25 protein-coding genes are annotated in these 25554 nt (G+C 71.6%); 13 read left to right on the top strand and 12 right to left on the bottom strand.

Going from position 1 to position 25554, the window contains the following annotated elements; genetic code table 11:
• The first annotated feature begins 14 nt into the window (after positions 1–14).
• Positions 15–986, top strand: coding sequence for an NlpC/P60 family protein (locus ACQP2F_RS06765; RefSeq protein ID WP_433301673.1), 972 nt, complete (start codon positions 15–17; stop codon positions 984–986).
• Between the two features lie 78 nt (positions 987–1064).
• Here the strand turns inward: ACQP2F_RS06765 and ACQP2F_RS06760 are convergent, their stop codons facing one another.
• On the bottom strand, positions 1065–2069 hold the full coding sequence (locus ACQP2F_RS06760; RefSeq protein ID WP_433301671.1) for a sigma-70 family RNA polymerase sigma factor: 1005 nt from the start codon (positions 2067–2069) through the stop codon (positions 1065–1067).
• A 565-nt stretch (positions 2070–2634) separates the two neighbouring features.
• Between ACQP2F_RS06760 and ACQP2F_RS06755 the strand changes: the two genes are divergently transcribed.
• Positions 2635–3330 carry an SDR family NAD(P)-dependent oxidoreductase gene (locus tag ACQP2F_RS06755; RefSeq protein WP_433301669.1) on the top strand — a complete coding sequence of 232 codons (696 nt, stop codon included), beginning with the start codon at positions 2635–2637 and terminating at the stop codon, positions 3328–3330.
• Positions 3331–3397: 67 nt separating this feature from the next.
• Here the strand turns inward: ACQP2F_RS06755 and ACQP2F_RS06750 are convergent, their stop codons facing one another.
• Positions 3398–4108: a dTMP kinase gene (locus ACQP2F_RS06750; RefSeq protein ID WP_433301667.1), complete on the bottom strand. Its 711-nt coding sequence runs from the start codon at positions 4106–4108 to the stop codon at positions 3398–3400.
• Positions 4109–4272: 164 nt separating this feature from the next.
• Between ACQP2F_RS06750 and ACQP2F_RS06745 the strand changes: the two genes are divergently transcribed.
• The 7 genes from ACQP2F_RS06745 (at position 4273) to ACQP2F_RS06715 (ending at position 9492) form a co-directional block, all read left to right on the top strand.
• On the top strand, positions 4273–4863 hold the full coding sequence (locus ACQP2F_RS06745; protein WP_433301665.1) for a nucleotidyltransferase: 591 nt from the start codon (positions 4273–4275) through the stop codon (positions 4861–4863).
• Positions 4860–5111, top strand: coding sequence for a hypothetical protein (locus ACQP2F_RS06740; RefSeq protein ID WP_433301663.1), 252 nt, complete (start codon positions 4860–4862; stop codon positions 5109–5111). Before ACQP2F_RS06745 ends, ACQP2F_RS06740 begins: the two co-directional genes overlap by 4 nt.
• On the top strand, positions 5108–5851 hold the full coding sequence (locus ACQP2F_RS06735; RefSeq protein WP_433301661.1) for a metallophosphoesterase family protein: 744 nt from the start codon (positions 5108–5110) through the stop codon (positions 5849–5851). Before ACQP2F_RS06740 ends, ACQP2F_RS06735 begins: the two co-directional genes overlap by 4 nt.
• Positions 5852–5890: 39 nt before the next feature.
• Positions 5891–6034, top strand: a complete 144-nt coding sequence (locus tag ACQP2F_RS06730) for a GPGG-motif small membrane protein (RefSeq protein WP_179855124.1) — start codon at positions 5891–5893, stop codon at positions 6032–6034.
• 156 nt (positions 6035–6190) lie between these two features.
• On the top strand, positions 6191–7078 hold the full coding sequence (locus ACQP2F_RS06725; protein ID WP_433301659.1) for an MHYT domain-containing protein: 888 nt from the start codon (positions 6191–6193) through the stop codon (positions 7076–7078).
• A 16-nt stretch (positions 7079–7094) separates the two neighbouring features.
• Positions 7095–7811, top strand: coding sequence for an HD domain-containing protein (locus ACQP2F_RS06720; RefSeq protein ID WP_433301657.1), 717 nt, complete (start codon positions 7095–7097; stop codon positions 7809–7811).
• Between the two features lie 10 nt (positions 7812–7821).
• Positions 7822–9492 carry a glycoside hydrolase family 13 protein gene (locus tag ACQP2F_RS06715; RefSeq protein WP_433301656.1) on the top strand — a complete coding sequence of 557 codons (1671 nt, stop codon included), beginning with the start codon at positions 7822–7824 and terminating at the stop codon, positions 9490–9492.
• Here the strand turns inward: ACQP2F_RS06715 and ACQP2F_RS06710 are convergent.
• From ACQP2F_RS06710 to xylA, 3 genes are read right to left on the bottom strand one after another with little or no spacing between them, the layout of a single operon-like run.
• Positions 9424–10866, bottom strand: a complete 1443-nt coding sequence (locus tag ACQP2F_RS06710) for an MFS transporter (RefSeq protein WP_433301654.1) — start codon at positions 10864–10866, stop codon at positions 9424–9426. The two genes, ACQP2F_RS06715 and ACQP2F_RS06710, sit on opposite strands and share 69 nt — an antisense overlap.
• 10 nt (positions 10867–10876) lie before the next feature.
• Positions 10877–12289 carry a xylulokinase gene (xylB, locus tag ACQP2F_RS06705; protein ID WP_433301653.1) on the bottom strand — a complete coding sequence of 471 codons (1413 nt, stop codon included), beginning with the start codon at positions 12287–12289 and terminating at the stop codon, positions 10877–10879.
• An 8-nt stretch (positions 12290–12297) separates the two neighbouring features.
• The gene (xylA, locus tag ACQP2F_RS06700) at positions 12298–13485 is read right to left on the bottom strand and encodes a xylose isomerase (RefSeq protein ID WP_433301651.1); all 1188 of its coding nucleotides are present in this window, start codon (positions 13483–13485) and stop codon (positions 12298–12300) included.
• Between the two features lie 149 nt (positions 13486–13634).
• Here xylA and ACQP2F_RS06695 point away from each other — a divergent pair, with 149 nt between their 5' ends.
• The gene (locus ACQP2F_RS06695; RefSeq protein WP_433301649.1) at positions 13635–14678 is read left to right on the top strand and encodes an ROK family protein; all 1044 of its coding nucleotides are present in this window, start codon (positions 13635–13637) and stop codon (positions 14676–14678) included.
• 8 nt (positions 14679–14686) lie between these two features.
• Here ACQP2F_RS06695 and ACQP2F_RS06690 read toward each other — a convergent pair whose 3' ends face one another.
• The 3 genes from ACQP2F_RS06690 to ACQP2F_RS06680 all read right to left on the bottom strand — a co-directional run bounded on the left by ACQP2F_RS06690 (position 14687) and on the right by ACQP2F_RS06680 (position 18256).
• A complete protein-coding gene (locus ACQP2F_RS06690; protein WP_433301647.1) occupies positions 14687–15160 on the bottom strand; it encodes a MarR family winged helix-turn-helix transcriptional regulator in 474 nt (157 codons plus the stop codon).
• A gap of 93 nt (positions 15161–15253) precedes the next feature.
• Positions 15254–16963 carry a VWA domain-containing protein gene (locus ACQP2F_RS06685; RefSeq protein WP_433301645.1) on the bottom strand — a complete coding sequence of 570 codons (1710 nt, stop codon included), beginning with the start codon at positions 16961–16963 and terminating at the stop codon, positions 15254–15256.
• Between the two features lie 240 nt (positions 16964–17203).
• Positions 17204–18256 (bottom strand): lactonase family protein, encoded by a 1053-nt coding sequence (locus tag ACQP2F_RS06680; protein WP_433301643.1) that lies wholly within the window; start codon positions 18254–18256, stop codon positions 17204–17206.
• A 172-nt stretch (positions 18257–18428) separates the two neighbouring features.
• Between ACQP2F_RS06680 and ACQP2F_RS06675 the strand changes: the two genes are divergently transcribed.
• The 3 genes from ACQP2F_RS06675 to ACQP2F_RS06665 all read left to right on the top strand — a co-directional run bounded on the left by ACQP2F_RS06675 (position 18429) and on the right by ACQP2F_RS06665 (position 21118).
• Positions 18429–19232 carry a hypothetical protein gene (locus ACQP2F_RS06675; protein WP_433301641.1) on the top strand — a complete coding sequence of 268 codons (804 nt, stop codon included), beginning with the start codon at positions 18429–18431 and terminating at the stop codon, positions 19230–19232.
• Positions 19233–19322: 90 nt separating this feature from the next.
• Positions 19323–19928: a hypothetical protein gene (locus ACQP2F_RS06670; RefSeq protein WP_433301639.1), complete on the top strand. Its 606-nt coding sequence runs from the start codon at positions 19323–19325 to the stop codon at positions 19926–19928.
• A 38-nt stretch (positions 19929–19966) separates the two neighbouring features.
• Positions 19967–21118: an AfsR/SARP family transcriptional regulator gene (locus ACQP2F_RS06665; protein ID WP_433301637.1), complete on the top strand. Its 1152-nt coding sequence runs from the start codon at positions 19967–19969 to the stop codon at positions 21116–21118.
• A 14-nt stretch (positions 21119–21132) separates the two neighbouring features.
• Here the strand turns inward: ACQP2F_RS06665 and ACQP2F_RS06660 are convergent, their stop codons facing one another.
• Genes ACQP2F_RS06660 through ACQP2F_RS06645 form a run of 4 tightly spaced genes read right to left on the bottom strand, consistent with a single transcriptional unit; the run spans position 21133 to position 25489 of the window.
• Complete coding sequence (locus ACQP2F_RS06660; RefSeq protein WP_433301635.1) at positions 21133–21732, bottom strand: GTP-binding protein; 600 nt, start codon at positions 21730–21732, stop codon at positions 21133–21135.
• Positions 21713–22099 (bottom strand): DUF742 domain-containing protein, encoded by a 387-nt coding sequence (locus tag ACQP2F_RS06655; protein WP_433301633.1) that lies wholly within the window; start codon positions 22097–22099, stop codon positions 21713–21715. The genes ACQP2F_RS06660 and ACQP2F_RS06655 overlap by 20 nt, the downstream gene beginning before the upstream one ends.
• On the bottom strand, positions 22089–22514 hold the full coding sequence (locus ACQP2F_RS06650; protein WP_433307369.1) for a roadblock/LC7 domain-containing protein: 426 nt from the start codon (positions 22512–22514) through the stop codon (positions 22089–22091). Before ACQP2F_RS06650 ends, ACQP2F_RS06655 begins: the two co-directional genes overlap by 11 nt.
• Positions 22511–25489 (bottom strand): nitrate- and nitrite sensing domain-containing protein, encoded by a 2979-nt coding sequence (locus ACQP2F_RS06645; RefSeq protein ID WP_433301632.1) that lies wholly within the window; start codon positions 25487–25489, stop codon positions 22511–22513. The genes ACQP2F_RS06650 and ACQP2F_RS06645 overlap by 4 nt, the downstream gene beginning before the upstream one ends.
• Positions 25490–25554 lie beyond the last annotated feature (65 nt).

Below are 25554 nucleotides of genomic sequence, written 5' to 3'. Positions count from 1 at the left end.
AGGTTCAGCAACCGGTGCCAACCCCCCGCACCAGGCTTCGTTCCCTCGTGGTCGCGGCCATGGCGGTCGCGCTGACCGGGTCCATGGCGACCTCGGCCCACGCGGCGCCGTCGGAGAGCGAGCTCAAGAAGCAGATCGAGACCGCGTCGAACCAGCTCGAGGACATCACCGAGTCGTACAACAAGCTCAACATCGACCTGAAGAAGACCGCCGACGACCAGAAGAAGCTGGCCGCGTCGATCGCCCCGGCCAAGGCCAAGATGGTCGTCGCCGAGGCCCAGGTCCAGTCGGTCGCCGCCACCGCCTACATGCAGGGTCGGGTCGGGCCAATGAGCGCGCTGCTGGGCGGCGACCAGAGCAGCCTGATCGACCGGATGAGCTACCTCGAGATGATCAGCCGGTCGAACCAGCGCGACATCAGCGACTACACGGAGACCACCCGGACGTACGCCGACCGGCAGGCCGCGCTGAAGACGACGCAGGAGAAGCAGCAGGCGCAGCTCAAGGCGATGGCCGCCCGCAAGAAGACGATCGAGGCCAACATCAAGAAGCTGCGCGCGATGCGGGAGCAGGCGTTCGGCAGCGCGACCGAGCCCGGCGTCTCGGGGGCCGCGGGCAAGGCGCCGAGCATCTCCGGCTCGGCCGGCATCGCGGTCGACTTCGCGTACGTGCAGGCGAACAAGCCGGCGTACTACGGCTACGGCGACTCCGGGCCCAACACCTTCGACTGCTCGGGCCTGACCATGGCCGCCTGGGCCAAGGCCGGCAAGTCGCTGCCGCACAACGCGGCCGCCCAGTACAGCGCCACGGCCCGCATCACCAAGTCCCAGCTGAAGCCGGGCGACCTGGTGTTCTACCGCAGCCTCGGCCACGTCGGCCTGTACGTCGGCGGCGGCATGATCATCGACGCCTCCCGCGAGGGCGAGCCGATCAAGAAGAGGTCGATGAACATCATGACCCCGTACGGCTACGGCCGGGTCCGGTAGTTCCCCGCGCACCAAGAAGGCCGGTACCCGTCCGGGTACCGGCCTTTCGCGTCTCTGTCGTCGGGGGGGGTTCGGTGCTCAGGCGGCCTGCAGACCCTCGGCCCGGGCCAGCTCACGCAGCCGGCCGAGCGCCTGGATCTCGAGCTGGCGGATGCGCTCCCGGCTGAGCGAGAAGCGCGAGGCCACCTCGGTCAGCGAGTGCTCCCGGCCGTCCTCGAGACCGTAGCGAGCCCGCATGATGCCGGCCGACCGGTCGTCGAGGTGGTTGAGCAGGCCCTCGATCCGCTGCCGCTCGAGCGCGGTCAGCACGATCTCCTCCGGGGAGGGAGCGTCGCTGTCGGCGACCAGGTCGCCGAGGTTGGTGTCGCCGTCGTCGCCGACCGGGGTGTCGAGCGAGACCGTGTCCTGCGCCCACCGGGTGAGCTCGTTGACCCGCTCCACGGTCACGCCGAGCGCCGCCGCGATCTGCTCGGGCTCGGGGTCGGCGCCGAGCTCGCGGACGAGCTGGCGGGTGACGTTGCGCATCCGGTTGACGTCCTCGACCAGGTGCACGGGGAGGCGCACGGTGCGCTCCTGCTGGGCGATGGCCCGGCTGATCGCCTGGCGCACCCACCACGTCGCGTACGTCGAGAACTTGTAGCCGCGCTCGTAGTCGAACTTCTCCACCGCGCGGACCAGGCCGGTGTTGCCCTCCTGGATCAGGTCGAGCATCGGCATGCCCGAGCGCACGTAGCGCCGGGCGATCGAGACCACCAGACGCAGGTTGGCCCGGATGAACAGATCCTTCGCCCGCTGACCCTCGTGGACGATCCGCTCCAGCTCCTCGCGGCTCACGCCACGGGGCATCTCGCCCTCGTCGAGCAGGAACTCCGCGTAGAGGCCCGCCTCGATCTGCTTGGAAAGCTCGACTTCCTCGGCTGCGCTCAGCAGTGGCGTCCGGGAGATCTCGTGCAGGTAGACGCCGACCAGGTCTCGCTCCTCGGCGACCTGGTCGGTCCGCATGACGGTGCTCTTCTCCACGTTGCCCACGGTCCCCTCATTGCGTTCACTACTTACCCCGTTACGGGCAAACCCTGTGTTCATCAGTTCCTCCCCGTAACGTCCGCAAGACGTGCATTGCGGTTACTGGCATCTACACAACAAATGACTGGTCGCACTGATTCCGGCTGGTGGGTCGAAAGTGTCACGAATGCCTGGGTGATTGCTGAGAGCCGAGTGCGATGTTCCTGAGGAGGAGGCTCTCCAAGCGGCATTCGCGCGCCGCGGCCGGCGGCGGTCGCGCACCAAGACGCATACCCGCCATCGCCTCAATGACACCATCGGCCCCTCATCCGTCGCAGCGACGGGCATCACCACAGACCATGGGACATCCGTCACTACCCAGTACGGCCGCTCGGCTTCCCGGGTTCACGTGCAGCATCGACAGGTTCGCGACCGTCTTGAAACAAAAGGCTCATCGAAAAGATCCCGATGGGCCGGGCCGAACGGGACACCTGCCACAATGCGGCACGCGCGCCTCCACTTCACTCGCCCGCAAGGGTGACGCCCGTGCAGGTGACGGCCCTTTTCGCAACGAACCGCGACCCATGGATCATCCTGCGACGGACGTGACGAGAACCACACCGTCCGGGGCGGATGAGCGGGCAGCATGATCCTTATGGAAAACGGACGGACGGCATTCGTCACCGGCGGCGCCGGCGGGCTCGGCCGGGCCACGGTGGCGGCCTTCGCGGCCGCCGGCTGGCGGGTGGTGGCACCGGTGCGGCCGGGGTCCCGGGCCTCCCTGCCGGACGCGATCGTGGTCGAAGCGGATCTCGCCGATGAGACGGATATCACTGCCGCGATGGCGGTCGCGGCCGCGGAACCGGGGGCGCCGCTGCGGGCGGTGGTCAATCTCGCGGGTGCGTACGCCGGGAGCGGTCTCGTGGCCGACACCCCGGTCGCGGAGTTCGAGCGCCTGCTCGCGCTGAACCTGCGTCCCACCTACCTGGTGACGGCCGCGGCCCTGCCGCACCTGGTGGCGGCCGGCGGTGGCGGCATCGTCTGCGTCTCGTCGCGGGCCGCGGTGGCGCCGTTCGCCGGGGCGGCCGGCTATGTGACGGCCAAGGCGGCGGTGCTGGCCTTCGCCGGGGCGGTCGCGGTCGAGTACCGCAAGCAGAAGGTGCGCTGCAACACGATCGTGCCCAGCGTGATCGACACCCCGGCCAACCGGCGCGACATGCCGGACGCGGACTTCTCCCGCTGGGTGCGCCCGGCGGAGATCGCCCCGACGATCGTCTTCCTGGCCTCGGACGACTCGGCGCCGACCACGGGCGCGACCATCCCGGTCTACGGCCAGGCCTAGCCGGCCGCCCGGCGCCGGCCCGCCGCCCGGCGCTGGACCGCCGCCCGGCGCTGGCTGGGCGGCCGGCCTACAGCGTCTCGGCCAGCTGGTAGCCCAGGGCGGTGGCGCCGGCGATCAGGGGGCCGCCGGCCAGGATCATCGCGCGGACCCGGGAACGGGCCGGGGTCACCGGCGCCGGGAGCGGCAGCCGGGCCCGGATCTCGGCGGCGACCTCGGCCGGGGTGCCGTTGGCGTCGATGAGCACGAAATCGGCGTACTCGGGCAGCGAACGGTAGGCGGCCGCGGCGGCCGACAGATACTCGACCCTCTCGTGGTCGTAGCCGCGGCGCTCGATGCGGTCGTGGGCGATCAGCGGGTCCACGGCCAGCAGGAAGGTCACGTCCGGGCGCGGGAACAGGCGGTAGGCGAGACGGGCGCGGCGCTCGGCGGACGGGCCCGCGGCCCGGGCGCGCAGGCTCGCGTACTGGCAGGCGGCGTAGCGGTCCATCACCGTGATCTCGCCGGTGAAGGCCCGGCGCAGCAGGGTGCGGAGGATGGCCAGCCAGCGCAGCACGGACTCGATGAACAACATGCCGCGGCGGCCGAGCAGGTCCTCGGCGTCGTCGCCGCGGCCCAGGGCCGCGGCCAGGCGACCGAACCAGCGACGGCCCCCGGCGTTGCGGCGGTAGGCGGCGCGCAGGCCTTCGGCGGCCAGGTCGTCGGCCAGGCGGTGGGCCTGGGTGGTCTTGCCCGATCCGTCGATGCCGACCAGGGCGATGGTGCGTGGCTGGCGGGTCATGCCTACCAACGGTAACCAGGGTTGCCCAGTGTGTTTCCGAGCAACGGTGCTCATTCCGTACCAAAATCGGGTGTAGCAGTTGATTTTGGCGTGAGGTTCAAGGGGAAGCGGCTCGGGTACCGCAATACGACCCGAACCGCACACGTCGAACAGGGAGAACGCCCATGCCGCACCACGTGGACGAAGGCTTGGCCGGCACGCTCAAGCGGGTGGCCTCCACCCTCAAGGCGGCCGACATCCCCTTCGCGCTCGGTGGGAGCTTCGCGGTGTACGCGCACGGCGGTCATTCCAGCGACCACGATGTCGACTTCCTGATCCGCGAGCAGGACGCCGAGCAGGCACTGAAGGCGCTCGCGGCGGTCGGCTTCCGCACCGAGCAACCGCCCGAGGACTGGCTGGTCAAGGTCTACGACGAGGACCGCATGGTGGACCTCATCCATCGGCCGGTGGAGACGCCGGTCACCGACGAGACGCTGCGCGACAGCGAGATGATCTCGGTCGAGGCGATCAACATGCCGGTGATCTCGGCGACCCAGCTGATGATCCACAAGCTGCTGAGCTACAGCCAGCACTACTGCGACTTCGCCACCGGCTTCCCGGTGGCACGGTCGCTGCGCGAGCAGATCGACTGGGATCGCGTACGCCGGGAGACGTCCCGATCTCCGTACGCCGAAGCGTTCCTGATCCTGCTCGACCGGTTGGACGTCGTTCCCGCCGGTGGGAACGAGCCGGATGGGGGTAGGGGAGACAGATGAGCACTCAACTCGACGAATACCTGGAAGCCGAGATCCAGAGTCTGCTCACCGACGGGCGGATCGCGGAGCTCGGCATCACCGTGCAGCGCCGCGAGCACCTGCTCGTGCTCGGTGGCGAGGTGGAGAGCGCGCACCGGCGGGACGAGATCTGCCGGCAGATCAACGAGCGCTTCCCGGACGTGGAGATCACCTGCGACATCGGGATCACGAGGACACAGGCACCCAGCGAGGTGGAGGAGATTTCATGATCAGGATCGCCGCCGTGGGCGACGTGCACGTGGACAAGGACGTGCTGGGCCGGTTCCGGCCGGCCCTCGAGCAGCTGCCCGAGCGGGCCGACGCGCTGCTCGTCGCCGGCGATCTGACCCGGCACGGCACCGTCGAGGAGGCGCGCTGCTTCGCGACCGAGTTCGGCGGGCTGGGCGTGCCGGTGGTGTGCGTGCTGGGCAACCACGACCACCAGAGCGACCAGCAGGCCCGGGTCACCGACGTGCTGACCGACTCCGGCATCACCGTGCTCGAGGGCGACACGACCGTCCTCGAGCTGCACGGGCACCGCCTCGGCATCGCCGGCGTGAAGGGCTTCGGCGGCGGGTTCGCCGGGGCCTGCGCCAGCAACTTCGGCGAGCGCGAGATGAAGGACTTCGTCGGCACCACCGAGGTGATCGCCCAGCGCCTCCAGGACGCCCTGCTCTCGATCCAAGTCGACGCGCTGGTCGCGCTGACCCACTACGCCCCGGTGCCGGACACGCTGCTCGGCGAGCCGCTGGAGATCTACCCCTTCCTCGGCTGCTACCAGCTCGGCCGGGCGATCGACGCGGCACCGACGGCGCTCGCCCTGCACGGGCACGCACACCACGGGTCGGAGCGCGGCCGTACGCCGGGCGGCGTCCCGGTGCGCAACGTGGCCCACCCGGTGATCAAGCAGGCGTACAACGTCTACCAGCTTCTGTCCGATGAAGTCGATCTCGAATTGGTCGCCACATAGGTGGGTTTTCTTTTCGAGGCGTCCGGGTAACTCGACCGCATGGACGTTCTCCTCTGGATCCTCGCAGTCATCCTGGTGGTCGCCGGCATCCTCGCGCTGTTCCGGCGGCAGCTCCTCTGGGGCATCGTGCTGATCATCGTTGGCCTGCTGGTAGGCCCGGGTGGCGTCAGCATCTTCACCTGATCCCTCCTCCCTCGAAACCGAGTCGCGAACCGGGACCGCCGTATCGGCGGTTCCGGTTCCTCTTTGTGATGGGACCGCACACGGCGTGCGATGAACGGCCGCCCATTTGGCCGTAAATCACCTGCGAACATCCGTCGATCCATCGCGAGGTTCGCAGTGACCGAGGTCCATCACTTCACGTACGGGGTCTTCAACCCCCTCGCCGCCTACCTGCTGGCATTCCTGGGCTCGTTCTTCGGGCTCCTCTGCACCGCCCGCGCCCGCGACGCCCGCACCCGGGGCCGGCGCAACCGATGGCTCGGCATCGCGGCGTTCGCCATCGGCGGCGGCGCCATCTGGCTCATGCACTTCGCCGCCATGCTCGGCTTCGACGTGCCGGCCAGCCCGGTCCGCTACGACCTGCCGATGACCCTGCTCAGCATGATCGCCGCCGTGGTCGCGGTCGGACTCGGCCTGGTCATCGTCGGCCACGGCAAGCGCAGCCTGCCCAAGGTGATCGGCGCCGGCACGCTGACCGGCTCCGGCGTGCTCGTCATGCACTACACCGGCATGGAGGGCATGCACGTCGCCGGGCACATGACCTACAACCTGTCGCTGGTGGCGGCCTCGGTGGTCATCGCCTGCGTCGCCGCCACCGTTGCGCTGTGGTTCGCCATCTCGGTGCGCGGCTGGCCCCGGGTCAGCGTGGCCGCCGGGATCATGGCGATCGCCGTGTGCGGCATGCACTACACCGGGATGGCCGCCATGTCGGTCCACCTCGATCCGTCCGCGATCATGCAGGTGCACGGCGTCCGGCCGCTCACGATGATCGTCCCGATCACGCTGATCACCGCGGCCACGATCGTCGGGGTGGCGCTGAGCGCGCTGCAGGCGATGACCGAGGAGGAGTTCACCGACGGCGCCGGCAACCCGAAGCGGGGCGTGCACGCCGAAAGCGGTAATGCCTGGTCACTCAAGCAGGCATCGTTCGACACGACCGCCGCGGCGGGCTCGCGTCGCCCGTCACCCCGTCCGGTCCCGATCCGGTCCACCACCGGGAACTGACCATTAAAGTGTCGGCATGGCGCCACGGATGCTGCTGTCGATGCCGTTGCATGCGATCACCGAGGTCTATGGCGTGGAGGGGCTGCGCGAGCGGTTCCTCCTGGAGGTCGAGTCGTTCCCGCCCGACGAGCGGGACCAGCTCGTGGCGGCGCTCGAACTGGCCGCCAAGCTGCACGCCGGCGACCGCCGGGTCCGCGAGCCGTACCTCAACCACCTGCTGCGGGTCGCGATCCGCATCATCAAGTACTACGGGGTCCACGACGTCGACGTGCTGACCGCGGCCCTGCTGCACGACGCCGTCGAGGACCACCCGGCCGAGCTCGGCATGCTGGCCGAGGGCACGCACGGCGAGCTGACCGAGGCCGCGATCGCCGAGCTGGCCCGCCGCTTCAACCCGCGGGTGGCCGAGCTGGTCCGCTCGGTCACCAACCCGCAGTACGACCCCGAGCGCGACCGCCACGAGCAATATCGCGAGCACGTGGCGGCCAGCCTCGACCGGGACCCGTGGGCTCGGGTGATCAAGGTGTCCGACTTCACCGACAACGGGGTGGGCGTCGTGCACACCACCCCGGACAAGGCGTACTCGTCGGCCACCAAGTACCGGCCTCTCGTGCCCAAGCTGCGTGAGCTGGTCGGGCGGCCGGACACGCCGCTGTCGCTGGAGGCCAAGGACCACATCCTCGACCAGCTCGACCTGGCGGAGGAGAGATTCGCGGCAATCCTCGACGGCTAGCCTGGGCGGCATGCACAACCGCTGGTGGCGCGACGCCGTCATCTACCAGGTCTATCCCCGCTCGTTCGCGGACAGCGACGGCGACGGGATGGGCGATCTGCCCGGCATCACCGGGCGCCTGCCCCGCCTCAAGGACCTCGGCATCGACGCCGTGTGGCTATCGCCCTTCTACCCCTCACCGCAGAACGACGCCGGCTACGACGTGGCCGACTACCGGGCGGTGGATCCGCTCTTCGGCGACCTCGGCGACGCCGACAAGCTCATCGCCGAGGCGCACAACCTGGGGCTGAAGGTCATCGTCGATCTCGTGCCCAACCACACCTCGAGCGCGCACGAGTGGTTCCGCCAGGCGCTGGCGGCGGCGCCGGGGAGCCCCGAGCGCGACCGCTACATCTTCCGCGAGGGCCGCGGGCCGGACGGCGCCCTCCCGCCCAACTCGTGGACCAGCATGTTCGGCGGCAGCGCGTGGGAGCGGGTGCCGGACGGCCAGTGGTACCTGCACCTGTTCGACGTCAGCCAGCCCGACCTCGACTGGGGCAACCGGGAGGTGCGCGAGGAGTTCCTGGCCATCCTGCGGTTCTGGCTCGACCGGGGCGTGGACGGCTTCCGGGTCGACGTCGCACACGGGCTGGTCAAGGAGGAGACGCTGGCCGAGTACGACTACCCGACCGCCGTCCTCGGCGGCCTCGAGCCGGTCGGCCCGCCGCCGCCGATGTGGGACCAGGACGGCGTGCACGAGATCTACCGGGAATGGCGGGAGCTGCTCGACACGTACCCGGGCGGCCGCATCCTGGTCGCCGAGGCGTGGGTGCAGCCGGCCGAGCGGCTCGCCCGCTACGTGCGGCCGGACGAGATGCACCAGGCGTTCAACTTCCTCTACCTGGAGGCGCCCTGGCGCGCGGACGCGCTGCGCGACACGATCAACACCACGCTCCAGGCGAACGACGAGGTCGGGGCGACCACGACCTGGGTGCTGTCGAACCACGACGTGGTACGGCACGCCAGCCGGCTCGGCCTGCCGCCCGGTCACGGCCGGCTGCACGGGATCGGGCCGGAGGACCCTCAGCCGGACACCGCGCTCGGCCTGCGCCGGGCCCGGGCGGCCACCCTGCAGATGCTGGCGCTGCCCGGCTCGGCCTACCTCTACCAGGGCGAGGAGCTCGGGCTGCCGGAGCACACGACGATGCCGCACGAGCACCGGCAGGACCCGGCCCGGGCCCGGTCGGGGCACACCGTGGTCGGCCGCGACGGCTGCCGGGTGCCGATCCCGTGGGAGGCGGACGCGCCCTCGTACGGCTTCGGCCCGTCCGACGCGAGCTGGCTGCCGCAGCCGGCGATCTGGGCCGAGTACGCGCTCGACCGCCAGCAGGGCGTGCCCGGCTCGACCTGGGAGCTCTACCGGGCGGCGCTGGCGGCCCGCAAGGAGCACGCGCTCGGCTCGGGCTCGATCGCGTGGCAGCTTCCGGGCGACTCCGGGTTCTCCGCGCCGTCCGGAGGACCGGGCGCCGGTGACGACGGAGCCGACGTGCTGGCGTTCCGCAACGGCGACGTGCTGGTGCTGACCAACTTCGGCGCGGCGCCGGTCTCGCTGCCCGAGGGCGCGACCGTGCTGCTAACGAGCGAGCCCCTCGACGCCGACGGGCGGGTCCCCACCGACGTCACCGTCTGGGCTTCGATCTGAGTCACCGGCCGCGGCCAGCAGGGCGTTGTGCGTGTTCTGCATGTCCTTCGCCACCGTCCTGCTGGCCAGCCAGAACATGACGCCGGTCGGCACCCAGAAGAACTGGAACGCGGCCAGCCCGGCGGCGTAGTTCAGCGGCGGCGGGAACGCGCCGGCCAGCCCCCGGAACGCCACCGCCACCATCGCGTTGCCGCCGGCCCGGCCGAAGCCGTTGACCAGGTTGCCGAGGCTGTAGACGGTGCCGCGGTGCTCGGGCGGGTTGACGTCGGCGATCAGCGCGAACCAGTTCGGCGAGTTGGCCGAGGTGAGCATCAGCGCGAAGACGGCGATGGCCAGGCAGAGGCCGACGGTCGGCTCGGTGAAGACGTCGGCGAGGACGGCCCGGATCACGGCGCCGGCGCCCGCGCCCTCGGGCACGTCGATGGTCATCGGAACGAAGAACAGGACCAGATAGAAGGGTACGGCCGCCAGCACCCCCACCGACGCGACCAGTGCCCGGCCCCGGGGCGTCCGCCGCTGCAGCCGGTCGCCGACCAGCCCGCCCAGGATGCTCAGCGCGCCGCCGAGCTGGAAGAGCGTGGCGAAGACGCTGCCGACCAGGACCGCCGTGCTCGACGAATACCCCTGGTCCTCGGCCCGCGACCGGAACAGGATCGGCAGCCACACCAGCGAGCCGAGCGCGATCTGGGCCGTGAAGCCCTGGAAGATCAGCCAGATGTTGGTGCGCCGGCCCAGGATCACCGGCAGGTCGCCGACGTGGATGCGCTCGTCGTACTGGACGCCGGTCAGCTCGGGCTGGCTCTCGCCGCGGGGCACGTTGTAGGTGAACAGGTAGGCCACCGTCGCGACCACGCCGGCGGCCGACGCGACCAGGAACGGCTCCCGCCAGTCGGCATGGCCGAGCAGCCCGCCCAGCAGCGTGCCGGCGAGCGTGCCGACGCCCTGGGAGAGGCCCCAGAAGCTCATCACGAGGCCGCGGCGCCGGGGCGAGATCAGGTCGCTGACCACGGCGAAGCTGACCGACGCGACGGCGCCGAGACCGAACGCGGCCACCACCTGGGCGATCAGGAACGACGGGTAGCCGCCGGAGAGCCCGGACCAGGCGGTGCCGGCGACCCAGATCGTGGTGCCGAGGATGAGCACCGGCTTGCGGTCGGTGCGATCCCCGGCGTACGCGAAACCGATCGCCGCCACCGCGCTGATCAGGAACATCATCGTGGTCGCCAGCGCGATCCGGGCCTCGCCGACCCCGAAGGTATCGCCGATGCTGCCGTAGAGGGGCGGCACCAGGCCGATCGCCACGTTGTCCAGCGACGCCAGGATCACGAAGACCACGACGCTGTAGACGCGGTGCGCGGTGCCGCCCTTGCTCACCCGAGGAAGGTTAGCGGGGACGGTCGATCACCGCGTTCTGAGCGGCCTGGTACTGCTCGCGGATGATCGGGGCGGCGGTCGCGTCGTACGTCTCCGGGGTCTCGGCCGACCAGACCGGCGGCTCGTCCCCGCCCTGGGCCACCCACGCGGCCTGGCGGGCGGCGCCGTCGGCCACGTACTCCCCCGGCGGCGGGACGAGAACCGGCAGGCCGAACAGCTCGGGCGCGATGCGGCGGACCGCCTCGCTGCGCGCGCCCCCGCCGACCAGCACGATCCGGTTGGCGGTGGCGCCGTGCCGCACCAGCGCGTCGAGGCCGTCGGCCAGTGCGCAGAGCATGCCCTCGACCGCGGCCCGGGCCAGATGCGCCGGGTCGGAGGTCTTGAGCGTGAGGCCGTGGATCGCGCCGGTCGCGTCCGGCCGGTTCGGCGTGCGCTCGCCCTCGAGATAGGGCACCAGAACCAGCCCGTCGGCGCCGGCCGGCGCCTGCAGCGCCAGCCGGGAGAGCTCGTCGTGGTCGACGCTGAGCAGCTTGGCCGCGGCGTCGAGCACCCGGGCCGCGTTGAGCGTCACCACGATCGGCAGGAACCGGCCGGTGACGTCGGCGAAGCCGGCCACCGTGCCGCTCGGGTCGTCGGGCGGGACGTCGGAGCTGACGAAGACGGTGCCCGAGGTGCCGATCGAGACGACCACGTCGCCCGGGCCGGCGCCGGTGCCGAAGGCGGCCGCCGCGTTGTCGCCGGCGCCCGGGCCGAGCGGCGCGCCGTGCGGCAGGTGACCCGCGACGCCGGTCGGGCCGAGCACGCCGGGGGTTCCGATGACGCGTCCGAAGCCGAGCTCGAGCAAGTCCGGGCGGTAACCGTTGGTCTTGGCCGACCAGTAGAGCGTGCCGCTGGCGTCGCTCCGGTCCGTTTTGATCGTCGCGATGTCGGTCGACCCGGACAGCTTCCAGGTCAGCCAGTCGTGCGGCAGGCAGACCGCGGCGACCCGGGCCGCGTTCTCCGGCTCGTTGCGGGCCAGCCAGCGCAGCTTGGTCAGGGTGAAGCTGGCCACCGGGACGATGCCGACGGCGTCGGCCCACGCTTGCCGGCCCTTCTCGCCGCCGCCGAGGTCCTCGATGAGGTCGGCGGCCGCCCCGGCGCTGCGGGTGTCGTTCCACAGCAGCGCCGGGCGGACCACCTGGCCGTTCTCGTCCAGCACCACCATGCCGTGCTGCTGGCCCGCGACCGAGGCCGCGGCCACGTCGTCCAGGCCGCCGGCCTGGTCGATCGCCTCTTGCAGCGCGGCCCACCACGCGTCCGGATGCACCTCGGTGCCGTCCGGATGCGCCGCCCGGCCCTGACGGACCAGCTTGCCGGTCTCCGCGTCGCGGATGACCACCTTGCACGACTGGGTGGAGCTGTCGATCCCGGCTACCAGAGTCATGTCTTCCCTCAGTTGGCGCGGAGGACGTGGTCGATCGCGAGCTGGTGGAGCTTGACGAAACCGTAGCCCTGGGCGCCCACGGCGTCGACGTCGAACTCCTCCCAGGCGCTCTTGTCGTTGAGCAGGTCCTGGTAGGTCTCGCCCGGGTTCAGGGTCGGGGTCTCGAGGTCGAGCACCTTGCTCTCGCGCAGCGCCTCCTGCACCACCGGGTCGGCCCGGAACTCCTGCGCGCGCTCCTTGAGCAGCAGGTACATCCGCATGTTGGCCTTCGCCGACTCCCAAACCCCTTCGAAGTCCTCGGTACGCGAAGGCTTGTAGTCGAAGTGACGCGGGCCGTCGTACTTCGGTCCGCCGCCGATCGGGCCGTTCTCCAGCAGGTCGACCAGCGCGAACGCGTTGAGCAGGTCACCGTGGCCGAAGACCAGGTCCTGGTCGAACTTGACGCTGTGCTGGCCGTTCAGGTCGATGTGGAACAGCTTCTTGTGCCAGAGCGCCTGGGCGATGCCGGCGAAGAAGTTGAGATTGGACATCTGCTCGTGCCCGACCTCGGGGTTGATGCCGAACAGCTCGGGGCGCTCGAGCTCCTGGGTGAAGGCGATGGCGTGGCCGAGCGTGGGCAGCAGGATGTCGCCGCGGGGCTCGTTCGGCTTCGGCTCGATGGCGAAGCGCAGGCCGTAGCCCTTGTCCTCGGAGTACTGCGCGACCAGGTTCAGGCCCTCGCGGTAGCGGTCGAGGGCGGCGTAGATGTCCTTGGCCACGTCGTACTCGGCGCCCTCGCGGCCGCCCCAGAGCACGAAGGTCTTGGCGCCGAGCTCGGCGGCGAGGTCGACCTGGCGCAGGATCTTGCGGAGGGCGTAGCGGCGGACCGAACGGTCGTTGCTGGTGAACGCGCCGTCCTTGAACACCGGGTGGGTGAACGTGTTGGTGGTCACCATCGGCACCACCAGGCCCGTCTCCTCCAGCGCCTTCTTGAACGAGGTGATGATGCTGTCGCGGGTCGCCGCGTCCGAGCCGAACGGGACGAGGTCGTCGTCGTGGAACGTGAGGCCGTAGGCACCGAGCTCGGCGAGCTTGTGGACGGCCTCGATCGGGTCGAGCTCGGGGCGGGTCGCGTCACCGAACGCGTCGCGGGCCTGCCAGCCAACGGTCCAGAGACCGAAGGTGAACTTGTCTTCGCGGGTGGGCTGGACCGGCACGGTTACCTCCACGTAACAGATCTGATTTGTTTATTGGTTGAATTATTTGGCCGCGGTGTGGCATTGTCAAGGCCGTGAGCGGCCGTCTTCTCAGTGCTTCCCGGGCTCCCGTCCGGCAATCGAGCGTGCGAGCCCACAATCTCGCGCTCGTGTTGCAGACAGCGGCAAACAGCTCAAACCGGCCATCCCGGGCGGCAATCGCGGCCGCCACCGGCCTGACCCGCGCCACCGTCTCGGCCCTGGTCGACGACCTGATCGCGGGCCGCCTGCTGACCGAGCACGACCCCGCTCCGCGCACCGGCGCCGGCCGTCCCGCCGCCGGGCTGGCGCTCAACCCCGAGGGCCCGGCCGGTCTCGGGCTGGAGATCAACGTCGACTACCTGGCCGCCTGCGTGGTGTCGCTCACCGGCGAGGTGCGGCACCGGTTCGTCGAGCACGGCGACCAGCGGCCGCTCTCACCCACCGCCGCCCTCGAGGCCCTCGACGCGCTGGCGACCCGGGCCCGGTCGGCGGCCGAGGCCGACGGGCTGACGGTGGCCGGCGCCGCGCTCGCGGTGCCGGGCCTGGTCGCCGCCGACGGGCTGGTCCGGGTGGCGCCCAACCTGGGCTGGCAGGACGTCGAGGTGCCCCCGTTGCTGCCCGGGCTGGCCGGGCTGCCGCTGGTGGTCGACAACGAGGCCAACCTGGCCGCCCTCGGCGAGCTGCGGGCCGCCCCCGACGGCCGGACCTTCCTCTACGTCTCGGGCGAGGTCGGCATCGGCGCCGGCATCGTGCTCGACGGCGAGCTGTTCCGCGGCGTACGCGGCTGGAGCGGCGAGATCGGCCACGTGACCGTGTTCCCCGACGGCCGCCCGTGCCGCTGCGGGGCGAACGGCTGCCTCGAGCAGTACGCGGGCCAGGAGGCGATGGCCGCCGACGCGCCGCTGGCCGCCTCGGCGCTCGGCATCGCGCTGTCGGCGGTGGTCAACCTGCTCGACATCGGCACCATCGTGCTGGGCGGCGCCTACGCTCCCGAGCTGCCGCGCCTGCAGGCGGGCATCGAGGCCGAGCTGGCCCGGCGGGTGCTCACGGCCGGCCTCGCGCCGGTCTCCCTGCGCGCCGCCACGCTGGGCGCCGACGCCGCGATGCGGGGCGCGGCCGACGCGGTGATCCAGGCCGTACGCGACGACCCGGCCGCCTGGCTCGGCCGCTGACCCGCTGGTCAGGCCGTGCGGGCCGGGGCGGTGGCGGCCTGGTCGTCCTCGACGGCGGCCGCGTACTCGGTGAGGCCTCGCAGCAGGGCGGCCCGGCCGGAGGCGGACATCTTCTCCAGCGTGGCCGACAGGGACAGCCGGCGGATGCGGCGCAGCTCGGCGAGCAGGCTCCGGGACGACGGGGTCAGGTAGAGGGCGATCTCGCGCCGGTCGGCTCGGCCGGGGACGCGCTCGACCATGCCCGAGGCGACCAGGCGGTCGCACAACCGGCTCGCCGACGAGAGCAGCATGTTGAGCTCGGCGGCGAGGCCACCGAGGTTGACGCCCTCGGCCCGCTCGACGGCGAGCAGGGCGTTGAGCTGAGGCCAGGACAGACGCGGGGTGACCTGCTCGCGCGCCTGGTCCCAGGCGAACAGCAGGGCTTGCGCGGCGTCGTCGATCGCCGCGGCGTGCATCGGGTCCGGCCCTTCGTCAACGGCCATGGTGCAGCAGACACTACCCTGCAGGCATTCCCGGAGGCAGCAACGGCCGCCACCGCGATCGGTGGCGGCCGTGGCCTCGTACGACATTCCGGTTTAATTCGCCCCGGAGCGCGATGCGATCGCCTCGAGGAAGATCTCACCGATCTTCGCCGGGTCCTCGGCGATGAACACGCCGCCCGCGCTCGTCGGCTTCACGATCGTCTCGAGCTCCTTCTGGTTGACCTCGGTGCCGATACCGACGATCACCACGCGGACCGGCCGCTTCGGGTCGTTGAGCTGCTTGAGCCGGTTGACCAGGGTCTGCTGGCTGATGCCGTCCGGGTTCTTGTTCTCGCCGTCGGTGAAGAGGATCACCGAGTTGATCTTGCCCGGCTCCCACGAATTCTGGACACGCTGGTAGGCGGCGAGCAGCGTGTCGTAGAGACCGGTCTGACCGCCGCTCTTCGGCACGATCTTGCTGATCGACTTCTCGAGGTCGCTGCGGGCCGACGAGAGCGGGCTGATCGGCACGATCTCCTTGTACGGCTTCTTGCCGTCCAACTCGGTGGAGAACAGCCACACGCCGACGGCCCACTTGTCGTCGAACAGGTCGAGACCGCCCTTGGCCGCGCCCCGGGTGACCGTGGCCCGGTCGGCGCCGCCGGCCGTGGGCACCGGCGTCTGCATCGAGCCCGAGACGTCGAAGACGGCGAGCACCCGGCCCGGCAGCGTGATGGCGGCCCAGCTGCCCAGCACCTGGCTGAGCGCGCTGGCTTCGAGGCCGGCCGCGGCCGAACCGCCGGACGACTTGCCCTCGGCGCCGGCGCTGCTGCTGATCGAGGGCGACGCCTCCGGCGCGCCGAGCGGGGCGGCGAAGCCGGCGCCGACCGAGCCGTCCGGGGCCCGCAGGCCCGCGGCGGCCAGCGAGTTCTTGAACGAAGCCGAGGCGAGCTGCTGGCGCAGGCCCTGCGCGGCGGCCGACTTCTGCAGGTCGACCTCCGGCATGATCGCGTACGGGTAGTCGAGCGGCAGCGGGCTCGGGTCGAGGTAGAGCGCCGCCAGCTTGACCGGCGGCTGCTCGGCGTTGTACGCGACCACGGCCTGCTCGGACAGCGGCGCGGCACTGAGGCTGGTCGCGATGTCGTTCGGATCGGCCGAGTGCGGGAACTTCTGCAACAGGTCGTCGCGCAGCGCGGACGCGCTCTGCGCCAGCGCCTTGATCGCACCCACCTTGACCTGCTGGGCCTTGGCGCCGGCGCCCGCCGCCTGACCGAGCGCGAGCAGCCCGGAGAGACCGGTGGCGTCGCGGGTCGGGTCGACCAGACCGGTACGCAGCCGGGTGCTGGTGGTCAGCTGGGCGAGCAGGTCCTTCCAGCCGAGCTTCTTGTTGGGCCAGCCGATGCCCTCGGCGACCTTCTGCGGCATGGCGACCACGACCGGGCTCTGCGCGACCGGCTTGCCGTCGGTCGGCACGAAGCCGGGCGCCTCCTGCTTGAGGCGCAGCAGCCAGGTCGACGAGTCGGCGATCCAGACGTCGGGCACCTTCACCGACTCGGGAGCGGCGCCGAGCCCGGTCAAGCTGACCTTGTGCTCGCTCGCGACCGCCGCGGCCATGGTCGCGGGGTTCACCGCGTTCACGGTGACGGCGACGCAGGTCCCGTTGACGTTGGCGCCGTCCTGGATCCAGCGCTGCGCCGTCTGATCGACGGCAGGCGCGATCTCCGTCGCGGCGGCGACGGTCAACCGGACGGAGCCGGTGCAACCGGAGTCGGACAGTTGTTGGTAGCCCAGGTACGACCCGGCAATGACGACGATGATCGCCATCGCTGCCCCAACGACGCCCGCTCCTCGGAAATTAAAGTTTCGACGATGGCGGCCTGACACGCGCTCTATAGTGCGCACCACAGAAGCTGAGCGCCATATACGTTTGGCGGAAAGTTACTCGGATTAGGTCATCTGGCCGACAAAATCACGCAGCGTACTGCCGCCATCTCGATCAGTGCGGGCCCCTGCCGGGTTTAGAGCGATTTTCCGGACCGGTGGGCAATCGCCCCATCTCGCGCATCATCTGACCGCCATCGATGTCCAGCGCAGCAGGCATGTGGGGCTGGCTTCGGCGGTCGGCTCACCCTGCGCCGTAGGGATGCCGGTGTCCGGATCGATCCGGAAGGTCGTGACACTGTGTGACAGCTGATTGGCTACGTAGAGGTGATCCCCGAGCAAGATCATGTGGCGTGGCCAGTCACCGCCGGTAGGCACCTCGGCGATCAGTTCGGCCCGGTCACCGTCCCACGCGATGGCCGAGACCGTGTTCGGCCCGCGGTTCGCGACGTAGACGAAACGGCCGTCACGGCCCGTGGTGATCTCGGACGGGTAGTTGACGCCCTCCGCCGTGCTCGACGGCGCCTCGCCGGCCGGCTCGAGCGAGCCGTCGGCGGCCGGGCGGTACCAGGTGAGGTTTCCGGCCAGCTCGCCGACCAGCAGCAGGGTGCCGTCCGGGGCGCAGAGCAGGTGGCGCGGACCGGTGCCGGGCTTGGCCTCGACCGCGGGCGGCAGCATGCTCAGCCGGCCACTCACCGGATCGAGCCGGCAGCACCACACCCGGTCCGCGCCGAGGTCGGCGACGAGCACCCGGCCGCGGTCGGTGACCACCATGTGCGCGTGCGGGCCCCGCTGGCGCTCGGGGTCGGGGCCGGATCCCTCTAGATCGAGCAGGTCCGAGCGCTCCCCCGGCGCACCCTCGGGGTCGAGCGGGTGCACCGCCACCGAGCCGCTGGTGTAGTTGGCCACCAGCAGGAACCGGCCGTCCGGGGTGACCGAGAGGTGCGCCGGGTCGGAGCCGCCGGTGGGCTGCACCGACAGCGGCGTGAGCTCGCCGTCCTCGGCCACCGTGAACGCGCTGATCGTGCCGGCCGACTCGAGCTCGTTGACCGCGTACAGGATCGGCAGCGTGGGGTGCTGGGCGAGGAACGAGGGCGACGGGGTGCGGGCGGCCACGCCGAGGCGGGTCAGCACGCCCGAGGTGGTGTCGCGGCGCAGCAGGGCGATGCCCTCCGCCTCACCGCCCTTGTCGCCCGTGTAGCCACCGACGTAGACGTACTCAGCGTTCGCAGCCATGCCCCGATCCCATCACATCCGGGTTGCCCGGTCACCGGGAGAGGGCCAACGCCGGACGGCGGCGGGACGGCAGCGGAACGGCAGCCGGCCGCAGCACGGCGGCAGCGGTTCGGCGGCACCGGTGCGCAGGATTCGATCCGCATCGGAACCCCACCGGAGAAAGACGAAGATGATGACCACACGCAACGCACAGCTCGCCGGGATCGCCACTGTCCTGGCTCTCACCGTCACCGGTTGCGGCGCCGTCCGCGGCGATGGCGCCGTCGCCGATCCCGCGGCCGGGCCGTCGAGCGCCGCGGCCGACCCCCGCCAGGCGCTGCTCGACTCGGTGCCCGACGAGACCGTCGGGGCCTACGCGTTCGACGTGCGGGGCGGCGACTCACCGTTCTCCGGCGTGCTCGACGCGCCGAAGAAGGCCATCGAGTTGCGGCTCACCGAGAGCGGCGAGCCGAACATCACGCTGACCATGGACATCCGCGCGATCGGCGGGAAGAGCTGGATCAAGCTCGCCGTCAAGCCCGCCGGCACCCCCGGGCTGCCCAAGATCCCGAAGAAGTGGCTGCTGGTCGACAAGGCCAAGATGAGCGGCGACGGCAAGGACATCGTCGGCTACGACGGGTCGACCGATCCCGGCTACGCCGCCGACGTGATCGAGAACGGCACCGGGATCCGGCCGACCGGCGCCGGCCACTTCGCCGGCACCACCGACCTCACCCGATCCACCCAGGCCGAGATCCTCGACGGCAAGGCGCTCGAGGCGCTCGGCGACAAGGCCAGGAAGGTGCCGTTCGAGGCGGTCGTCGGCGGCGACGGGCACCTCAGCACGCTCACCGTCAAGATTCCGGCGGCGGGCCGGACCAAGGCGCGGACGTACGCCGTGCGCTACAGCGGCTACGGCCGGACCCCGACGCCGACGGTGCCGGCCGCCGGCGAGCAGCAGAAGGCGACGCCGATCGTCTACCAGCTGCTCGGCTGAGCGTCCGCCCTTGCGGCCGCGCGGAACCGACGGGGGTCCGCGCGGCCGGCCTTCCCCGGTAACCCGGCCTCCCTCGGCGATCGGAACATCGTGATCCACGACGCTGGAAGCCGGTGCACGCTCTGCGACCGGCTGGTGCTGGGCCTGGCCGGGCACGACTGGACGGCCCTGCCGTGGATGATCGCGGCCGGCAGCGGGGTCCCGCCCGGTCCCTGCCACGTCCGCTGCCTCGAGGAACTGGGCTGCGGGTGGGCCTGGGCCGGGGCGGTCGAGAACTACCACCGGATCCGTTGGCCGTTCTGGCTCGGCGGCGTCGAGGGCGGCGTGCGCTGGCGGCTGCACGGCAGCCGCTCGGCACGGCGGTTCCATCTCTGGCGCTCCGACGGGCTGCTCATCTCCTTCCCGTACGCGTCGACGGCCGCCCATCCGGGGAGGATCCGCACGGAGCTGGCGGAGGTCGGCACCGCCCACGCGGCGGCGCTGCTGACCGCGATGGGCACCGACGAGCCCGCCATCGCGGTGCCCCTGACCTCGATGACCACCGCCCTGGGCGTGGCCGACCGATACCCGCGCGTCGCCGGCACGGTGACCCGGGACCGGGCCGGCGCCGCCGATCTGGTGACCGCCCGCCACCGGCTGACGCTGACGCCGGCCGTGGTGCGGACCGCACGGCGCATGCTGCCGAGCGGGGGCTGACTATGCTGCCGCTTATCGGTGCCGGTCGGGGGCGTGTGGTGCAGCGATTCGAGATGCTCGGCGAGGTTCGGGTGCGGCGGGACGGCGAGGAGCTGCCGCTCGGCCCGGCCAAGCAACGTGCTGTACTCGCGGTGCTGATGCTGCATGCGGGCCACCCGGTCCCGACGTACCAGATCGTGGACGCGGTGTGGGGCGAGGATCCGCCCGGGAACGGCGCCAACGTGGTGCAGAAATACGTGGCGGGGTTGCGCAAGGCGATCGGGCGCGAGCTGATCGAGCTGACCGGCGGCGGGTACGTGCTGCGGACCGCCGGCGCGGCCTTCGACCGCGACGAGTTCGAGGCCGCCGTCCGCCGGGCCGCCGCCGAGCGGGCCGCCGGTCAGCTGGTGACGGCCGCGCAGACACTGCGGGACGGCCTCGGCCTCTGGCACGGGGCGGCCTTGGCCGGGCTGACCGGCCCGGTCTTCGAGGCCGTCCGGGCCGGACTCGCCGAGCAGCGCGCCGCGGCCTGGGAGACGTGGGCCGACCTGGAGATCGCGCAGGGCCGGGCCGGCGACCTGATCGGCGAGCTGACCCGGCTGACCGGCGAGTTCCCGCTGCGCGAGGGCCTGCGCGCCCAGCTCATGATGGCCCTGCACCAGGCCGGCCGGTCGGCCGAGGCGCTGGCCGTCTTCCGCGATGCCCGCGAGTACCTGCGGGACGAACTCGGCACCGAGCCCGGTGAGCGCCTACGGCAGGCACACCAGCGGATCCTGCGCGCCGAGCCACCGCGGCCCGCGCCCGGCCCGCCGATTCCCGCGCCCGGCCCGCCGATTCCCGCGCCCGGCCCGCCGATTCCCGCGCCGGTGCCGTCGCCACGCCGGCGGGCCATGGTGCTGGAGGTGCTCTTCGCCCTGCTCCTTCCGGCCGCCACCTGCCTGCTCGGCTCCTGGGGGTTTTTCCTGTACGTGGCGGTCCGCCGCCGCAAGCCCCGGTACTACGCGATCGCGGCCGGATACGCCGCCGCCGTGCTGGTCGGCTTCCTGCTCGGCTGGGTCATCGACCCGTCACCGCTCGACGCCGACTATTCGACCCCCACCGAGGACGCGGGCGACGCCATCCTGATCGGCGTGGCCGTGGCCGCGACCGTGCACGGCGTGATCGTCGCCCTGCTGCACGACGGCTCCGACCAGCAACAGGCGCTGACCTAGCCGGCATATCCGGATCAGCGCGACCCCGCCGCGGTCAGCTGCCGGCGCGCCACGTATTCCACCAGCTCGATGAGCACGTTGCGGGCCGCCATCGGCTCGCGGGCGTCGAAGAGCACCACCGGCACACCGGGGTCGAGGTCGAGCGCCCGGCCGACCGCGTCCGGCGCGAAGCGCTGCTCGGCGTCGAAGCAGTTCACGGCGACCACGAACGGGGTGCCGCGCTGCTCGAAGTAGTCGATCGACGGGAAGCAGTCGGCCAGGCGGCGGGTGTCGGCCAGCACCACGGCGCCGAGCGCGCCCTGCGACAGCTCGTCCCAGAGAAACCAGAAGCGGTCCTGCCCGGGGGTGCCGAAGAGGTAGAGCTGCAGGTCCTCGGTGATGGTGATGCGCCCGAAGTCCATCGTCACGGTCGTGGTGGTCTTGCTCTCCACGCCGTTGACGTCATCCGCGCCCTCGACCCCGGTGAGGATCTCCTCGGTCTGCAGGGGACGGATCTCGCTGACCGACCCGACCATCGTGGTCTTGCCGGCGCCGAAACCGCCCGCGATCAGGATCTTGAGCGCCACCGGGATGCGCGACGACGCGCCGTTGCGGTCAGAGCGCACGGAGTCCATTGACAACCGCCTTGAGTACGTCGACGTCGTGCGGCTTCGTCGCCGCCGGGGGTTCGTACATCGAGATGAGACCAGCCGAGCGTAGATCACCGAGCAAAACCCGGACGACACCGACCGACAGGTCAAGCGTGGAGGCGAGCTCCACCACGGGGATCGGCTCCCACGCCGCGGCGACGATCGCGTGATGCTCCGGCTGCAACGGGCCATCGACGAACGTCTCCGCGTGGGCCGCCACGACGAACGCCATCATGTCGATGTCGCCGCCGGCGGGTGCGACCCGGCCCTGGGTCATCGCATAGGGACGGACCACCGGGCCCGCGTCGCGGTCGAGCCAATCGTGCGCTACGCGGGGCGGGTCAGCCGGCATCGGAGGGCGTCACCGGCGTGCGTTCGGGCGCGCTCATGTTCTGGCCGACCCGGGTGACGAGCATCGCCATCTCGTACGCGATGAGGCCGAGATCGGCGTCGCTGGAGGCGAGCACCGCCAGGCAGGCGCCCTGCCCCGCCGCCGTGACGAAGAGGAAGGCCGACTCCATCTCGACGACCGTCTGCCGTACCGGCCCGGCCCGGAAGTGGCGGCTCGCACCCTTGGCCAGGCTCTGGAAACCGGCCGCCATCGCCGACAGGTGCTCCGCGTCCTCCCGCTTGAGCCCGGCCGAGGCGCCCATCATCAGCCCGTCGGCCGACAGCACCACCGCCTGCTGCGCGGTCGGCACCCGCTCGACTAGATCGTCGAGAAGCCACGTGAGGTTCGCGCTCTGGTTGGTCGTCTGGATCACTATGCGTCCTCTTCCGGCCTGGTCACATGGTCTTGCCCGCGGTCGTCGCCCGCGTTGTCGTGCCGGCTCCCGTGGTCGTGCTGGTCGCCGTCGCCGTTTCCCTTCGCCTCGCTCGCCTGAGCCAGCGCGGCGTTCACGATCGCCGGGAAACTGACGGTAGCCGCATCGGCGAACGACGCGCCTCCGGGTGATCCCCCGTTGCCCGTTTCCTCCGTCTTCCGCCGATCTTCAGATGATGCGGGGACACGTGGCCGGGGAATCATGCCGGACCCGCCCTCCCCCGGCAAGCGAGACGCGTCGATGCGTCCGCGGGTGGTGCCCTGCTGAAGGGCGCTCATGATGCTGCGCACCTGCTCGGGCGAGCGCAGCGGAACGGTCGGCTCGTCGGGCATCGAGCCGGCCGGCCGCCGCAGCTGCGGCGCCAGGCTGGCCTGCCGGACCCGCTTGGGGAGACCGTCCTGGGTGGTCTCACCGACCTGCTTCGCCGGCGCCGCCCTCTCCAGGGGCGCCGCCCTCTCCAGGGGCGCCGCCCTCTCGAGCGGCGACTCCCTCGCCGGCGCCAGAGCCTCGGGCGGCAGGTCGATCGACGGCGTGGCCTTCTCCGGGGCGGCGGGCAGGGCGGTCGCGAGGTCGATCGGGCGGCGTACGCGGCGGCGCTGCACCAGGCCGTCCACGCTGAGGCCGTCGGCCACCGAGGACGGGACCGGGCCGCCGATCGCCGGCTGCTCCCGCGCGGGCACTTCACGCCCACGCACCGACGGGTCCTGCGCGCCGATCGAGGGCTCCCACGCCGGCCGGTCCTGAGCGCCGCCCGCGGGCCGGCCGACCGAAGGCTCACCCACCAAGGGCTCACCGGCCGAGGGCTCACCCACCGAAGGTTCCCGCACCGGGGGCTCCGCGACCTGCGGCAGGGCGGCGAGCGCGCCGTTGAGGGTGACCGGGCGACCGGCCACGGTGACCTCGCGCAGCTGCTCGGTCCCCTGCCACTGCAGCGCCGCGAGCGAGCGGCGGTCGTCGGTGCCGGAGCCGACCAGCGGCCGCTCCCATGGCTTGTCGATGGGCGCACCCGAGGGCAGGGCGGCCTGATCGGGGCGGCCGGCCACCAGGTCGCCCGGCACGAGCACGATCGCGGTCACCCCCGCGTACGGGGAAGGTCGCAGTGAGACTCTGATGCCGTGCCGGTTGGCCAGTTGCGCCACCACGAACAGGCCGAGACGGGCGCTGTCGGCGGGGTCGAAGTCGGGCGGCTCGACCAGCTTGCGGTTGGCCTCGTCGATCGCCTCGTGGGTCATGCCGAGGCCGCGGTCCTCGATCTCGATCGCGTAGCCGTTGGGCAGCACCTGGCCGGAGACCTGGACCCGGGTGTGCGGCGGCGAGTAGGACGTCGCGTTCTCGAGCAGCTCGGCCAGCAGGTGGATGACGTCGCCGACGGCCCGGCCGAGCACGGCCGACCCCTCGATCGAGCGGATGTCGATGCGCTTGTAGTCCTCGACCTCGCTGATCGCGCCGCGGACCACGTCGATGATCGGGACCGGGTTGCGCCACCCGCGACCGGGCGCGGCGCCGGCCAGGATCACCAGGTCCTCGGCGTGGCGCCGCATCCGGGTGGCGAGGTGGTCCACCCGGTACAGGTCCTCGAGCTCCTGCGGCTCGGTCTCGCGGCGCTCCATGCGGTCGAGCAGGGCGAGCTGGCGGTGCAGCAGGGTCTGGCTGCGGCGGGCGATGTTGAGGAACACCTCGTTGAGGCCGCGCCGGACGTTGGCCTCCTCGACCGCGGACCGCACGGCGGTGCGCTGTACGTCGTTGAACGCCTGACCGACCTGGCCGATCTCGTCGCCGCCGTACTCCAGCGGCGGGGTCTCGACGTTGACGTCGACGGTCTCGCCGCGCTGAAGCCGGCGCACCACGTTGGGCAGACGCTCGGTCGCCATCTCCAGGGCCTCGCCGCGCAGGCGGCGCAGCCGGCCGACCATCGACCGGCCGACCTTGATCGACACGGTGACCGACACCGCGACCGCGATGAGGCCGAGCACGCCGGCCAGGGCCAGCCGCAGCAGGATCGTGATCGCCAGCGACGAGCCGCGGTCGGCCAGGTCCTTGATCGCGGCGTCCTCGAAGTCGCGCAGCTGCCCGGTGGTCTGGGCATAGGCGCCGTGCCAGCTGTCCGCGCCGACGGGCGAGATCGCGCCCGCCCGGCTCTGCGTGACCAGCCGGTCCATCATGCCGTCGAGCTGCTCGTACGGCGTGTCGCTGCTCAGCCTCTGGAAGGCCGCCCGGCTCGACTCGGGCAGGTCGTCGACGCCCTGGGCGAGCAGGAACCGGGCCGTACCCACGTCCTGCACCAGGGCCGAGCGCAGCGGGTCGGAGAACTGGCCCGCCACCGTGGCGCCGGCCAGCAGCGAGTCGACCCGGCTCAGGTACTCCTGGCCGCGGCCGACGGTGGCCAGCGCCCGGATCTGCCGGTCGATCTCGTCGTCCGGGAAGGTCGCGGTGGCCGCGAACATGTCGAAGCCGGCCGCCACCATGGTGCTGTAGAGATTCTGGGCGCCGATCGGGTCGAGCTCGCGGTTGTCGATGTGCCCGCGCTGGGCCTGCAGCAGCGCGATCTCGGTGGAGAACTGGTCGATCCGGCCGCGCAGGCTGTCGCCGGCCGAGCGCCAGGCATCGCCGCCGCGGGCCGCCGAGCGGAAGTCCGCGACGGCGCGGTCGGTCGCGGCGCGCTGCGGGGTCAGCATGGCGACCGAGGCGCTGGTGTCGGACAGGTACTGCACCGAGAGCCGGCGCTCGCGCTGGAGCTCGGTGATGACCACCTCGCCCGGGTTGGCGACATCGGTGGCCAGCGTGCGCGCGGAGAGCAGGGTGAGCACCGGGCTCGCGGTCAGCGCCGTCGCGAAAAGCCAGACCACGAGCAGCGCCGTGAGCGGCACCGTGACCATCGTGATGATCTTCGAGCGAATCGACCAGTTGCGGGTTCTCATCAGGCTCCGCCCGAGGGTTGACGGCATCTCCTCGGCGCCGCCGGTCGTCGCAGGTTGTGACCGAC

It is taken from the genome of Actinoplanes sp. CA-030573 (genome assembly GCF_050951115.1).
GTDB lineage: Bacteria > Actinomycetota > Actinomycetes > Mycobacteriales > Micromonosporaceae > Actinoplanes.
This window is presented reverse-complemented; position numbering and strand designations above follow the sequence as displayed.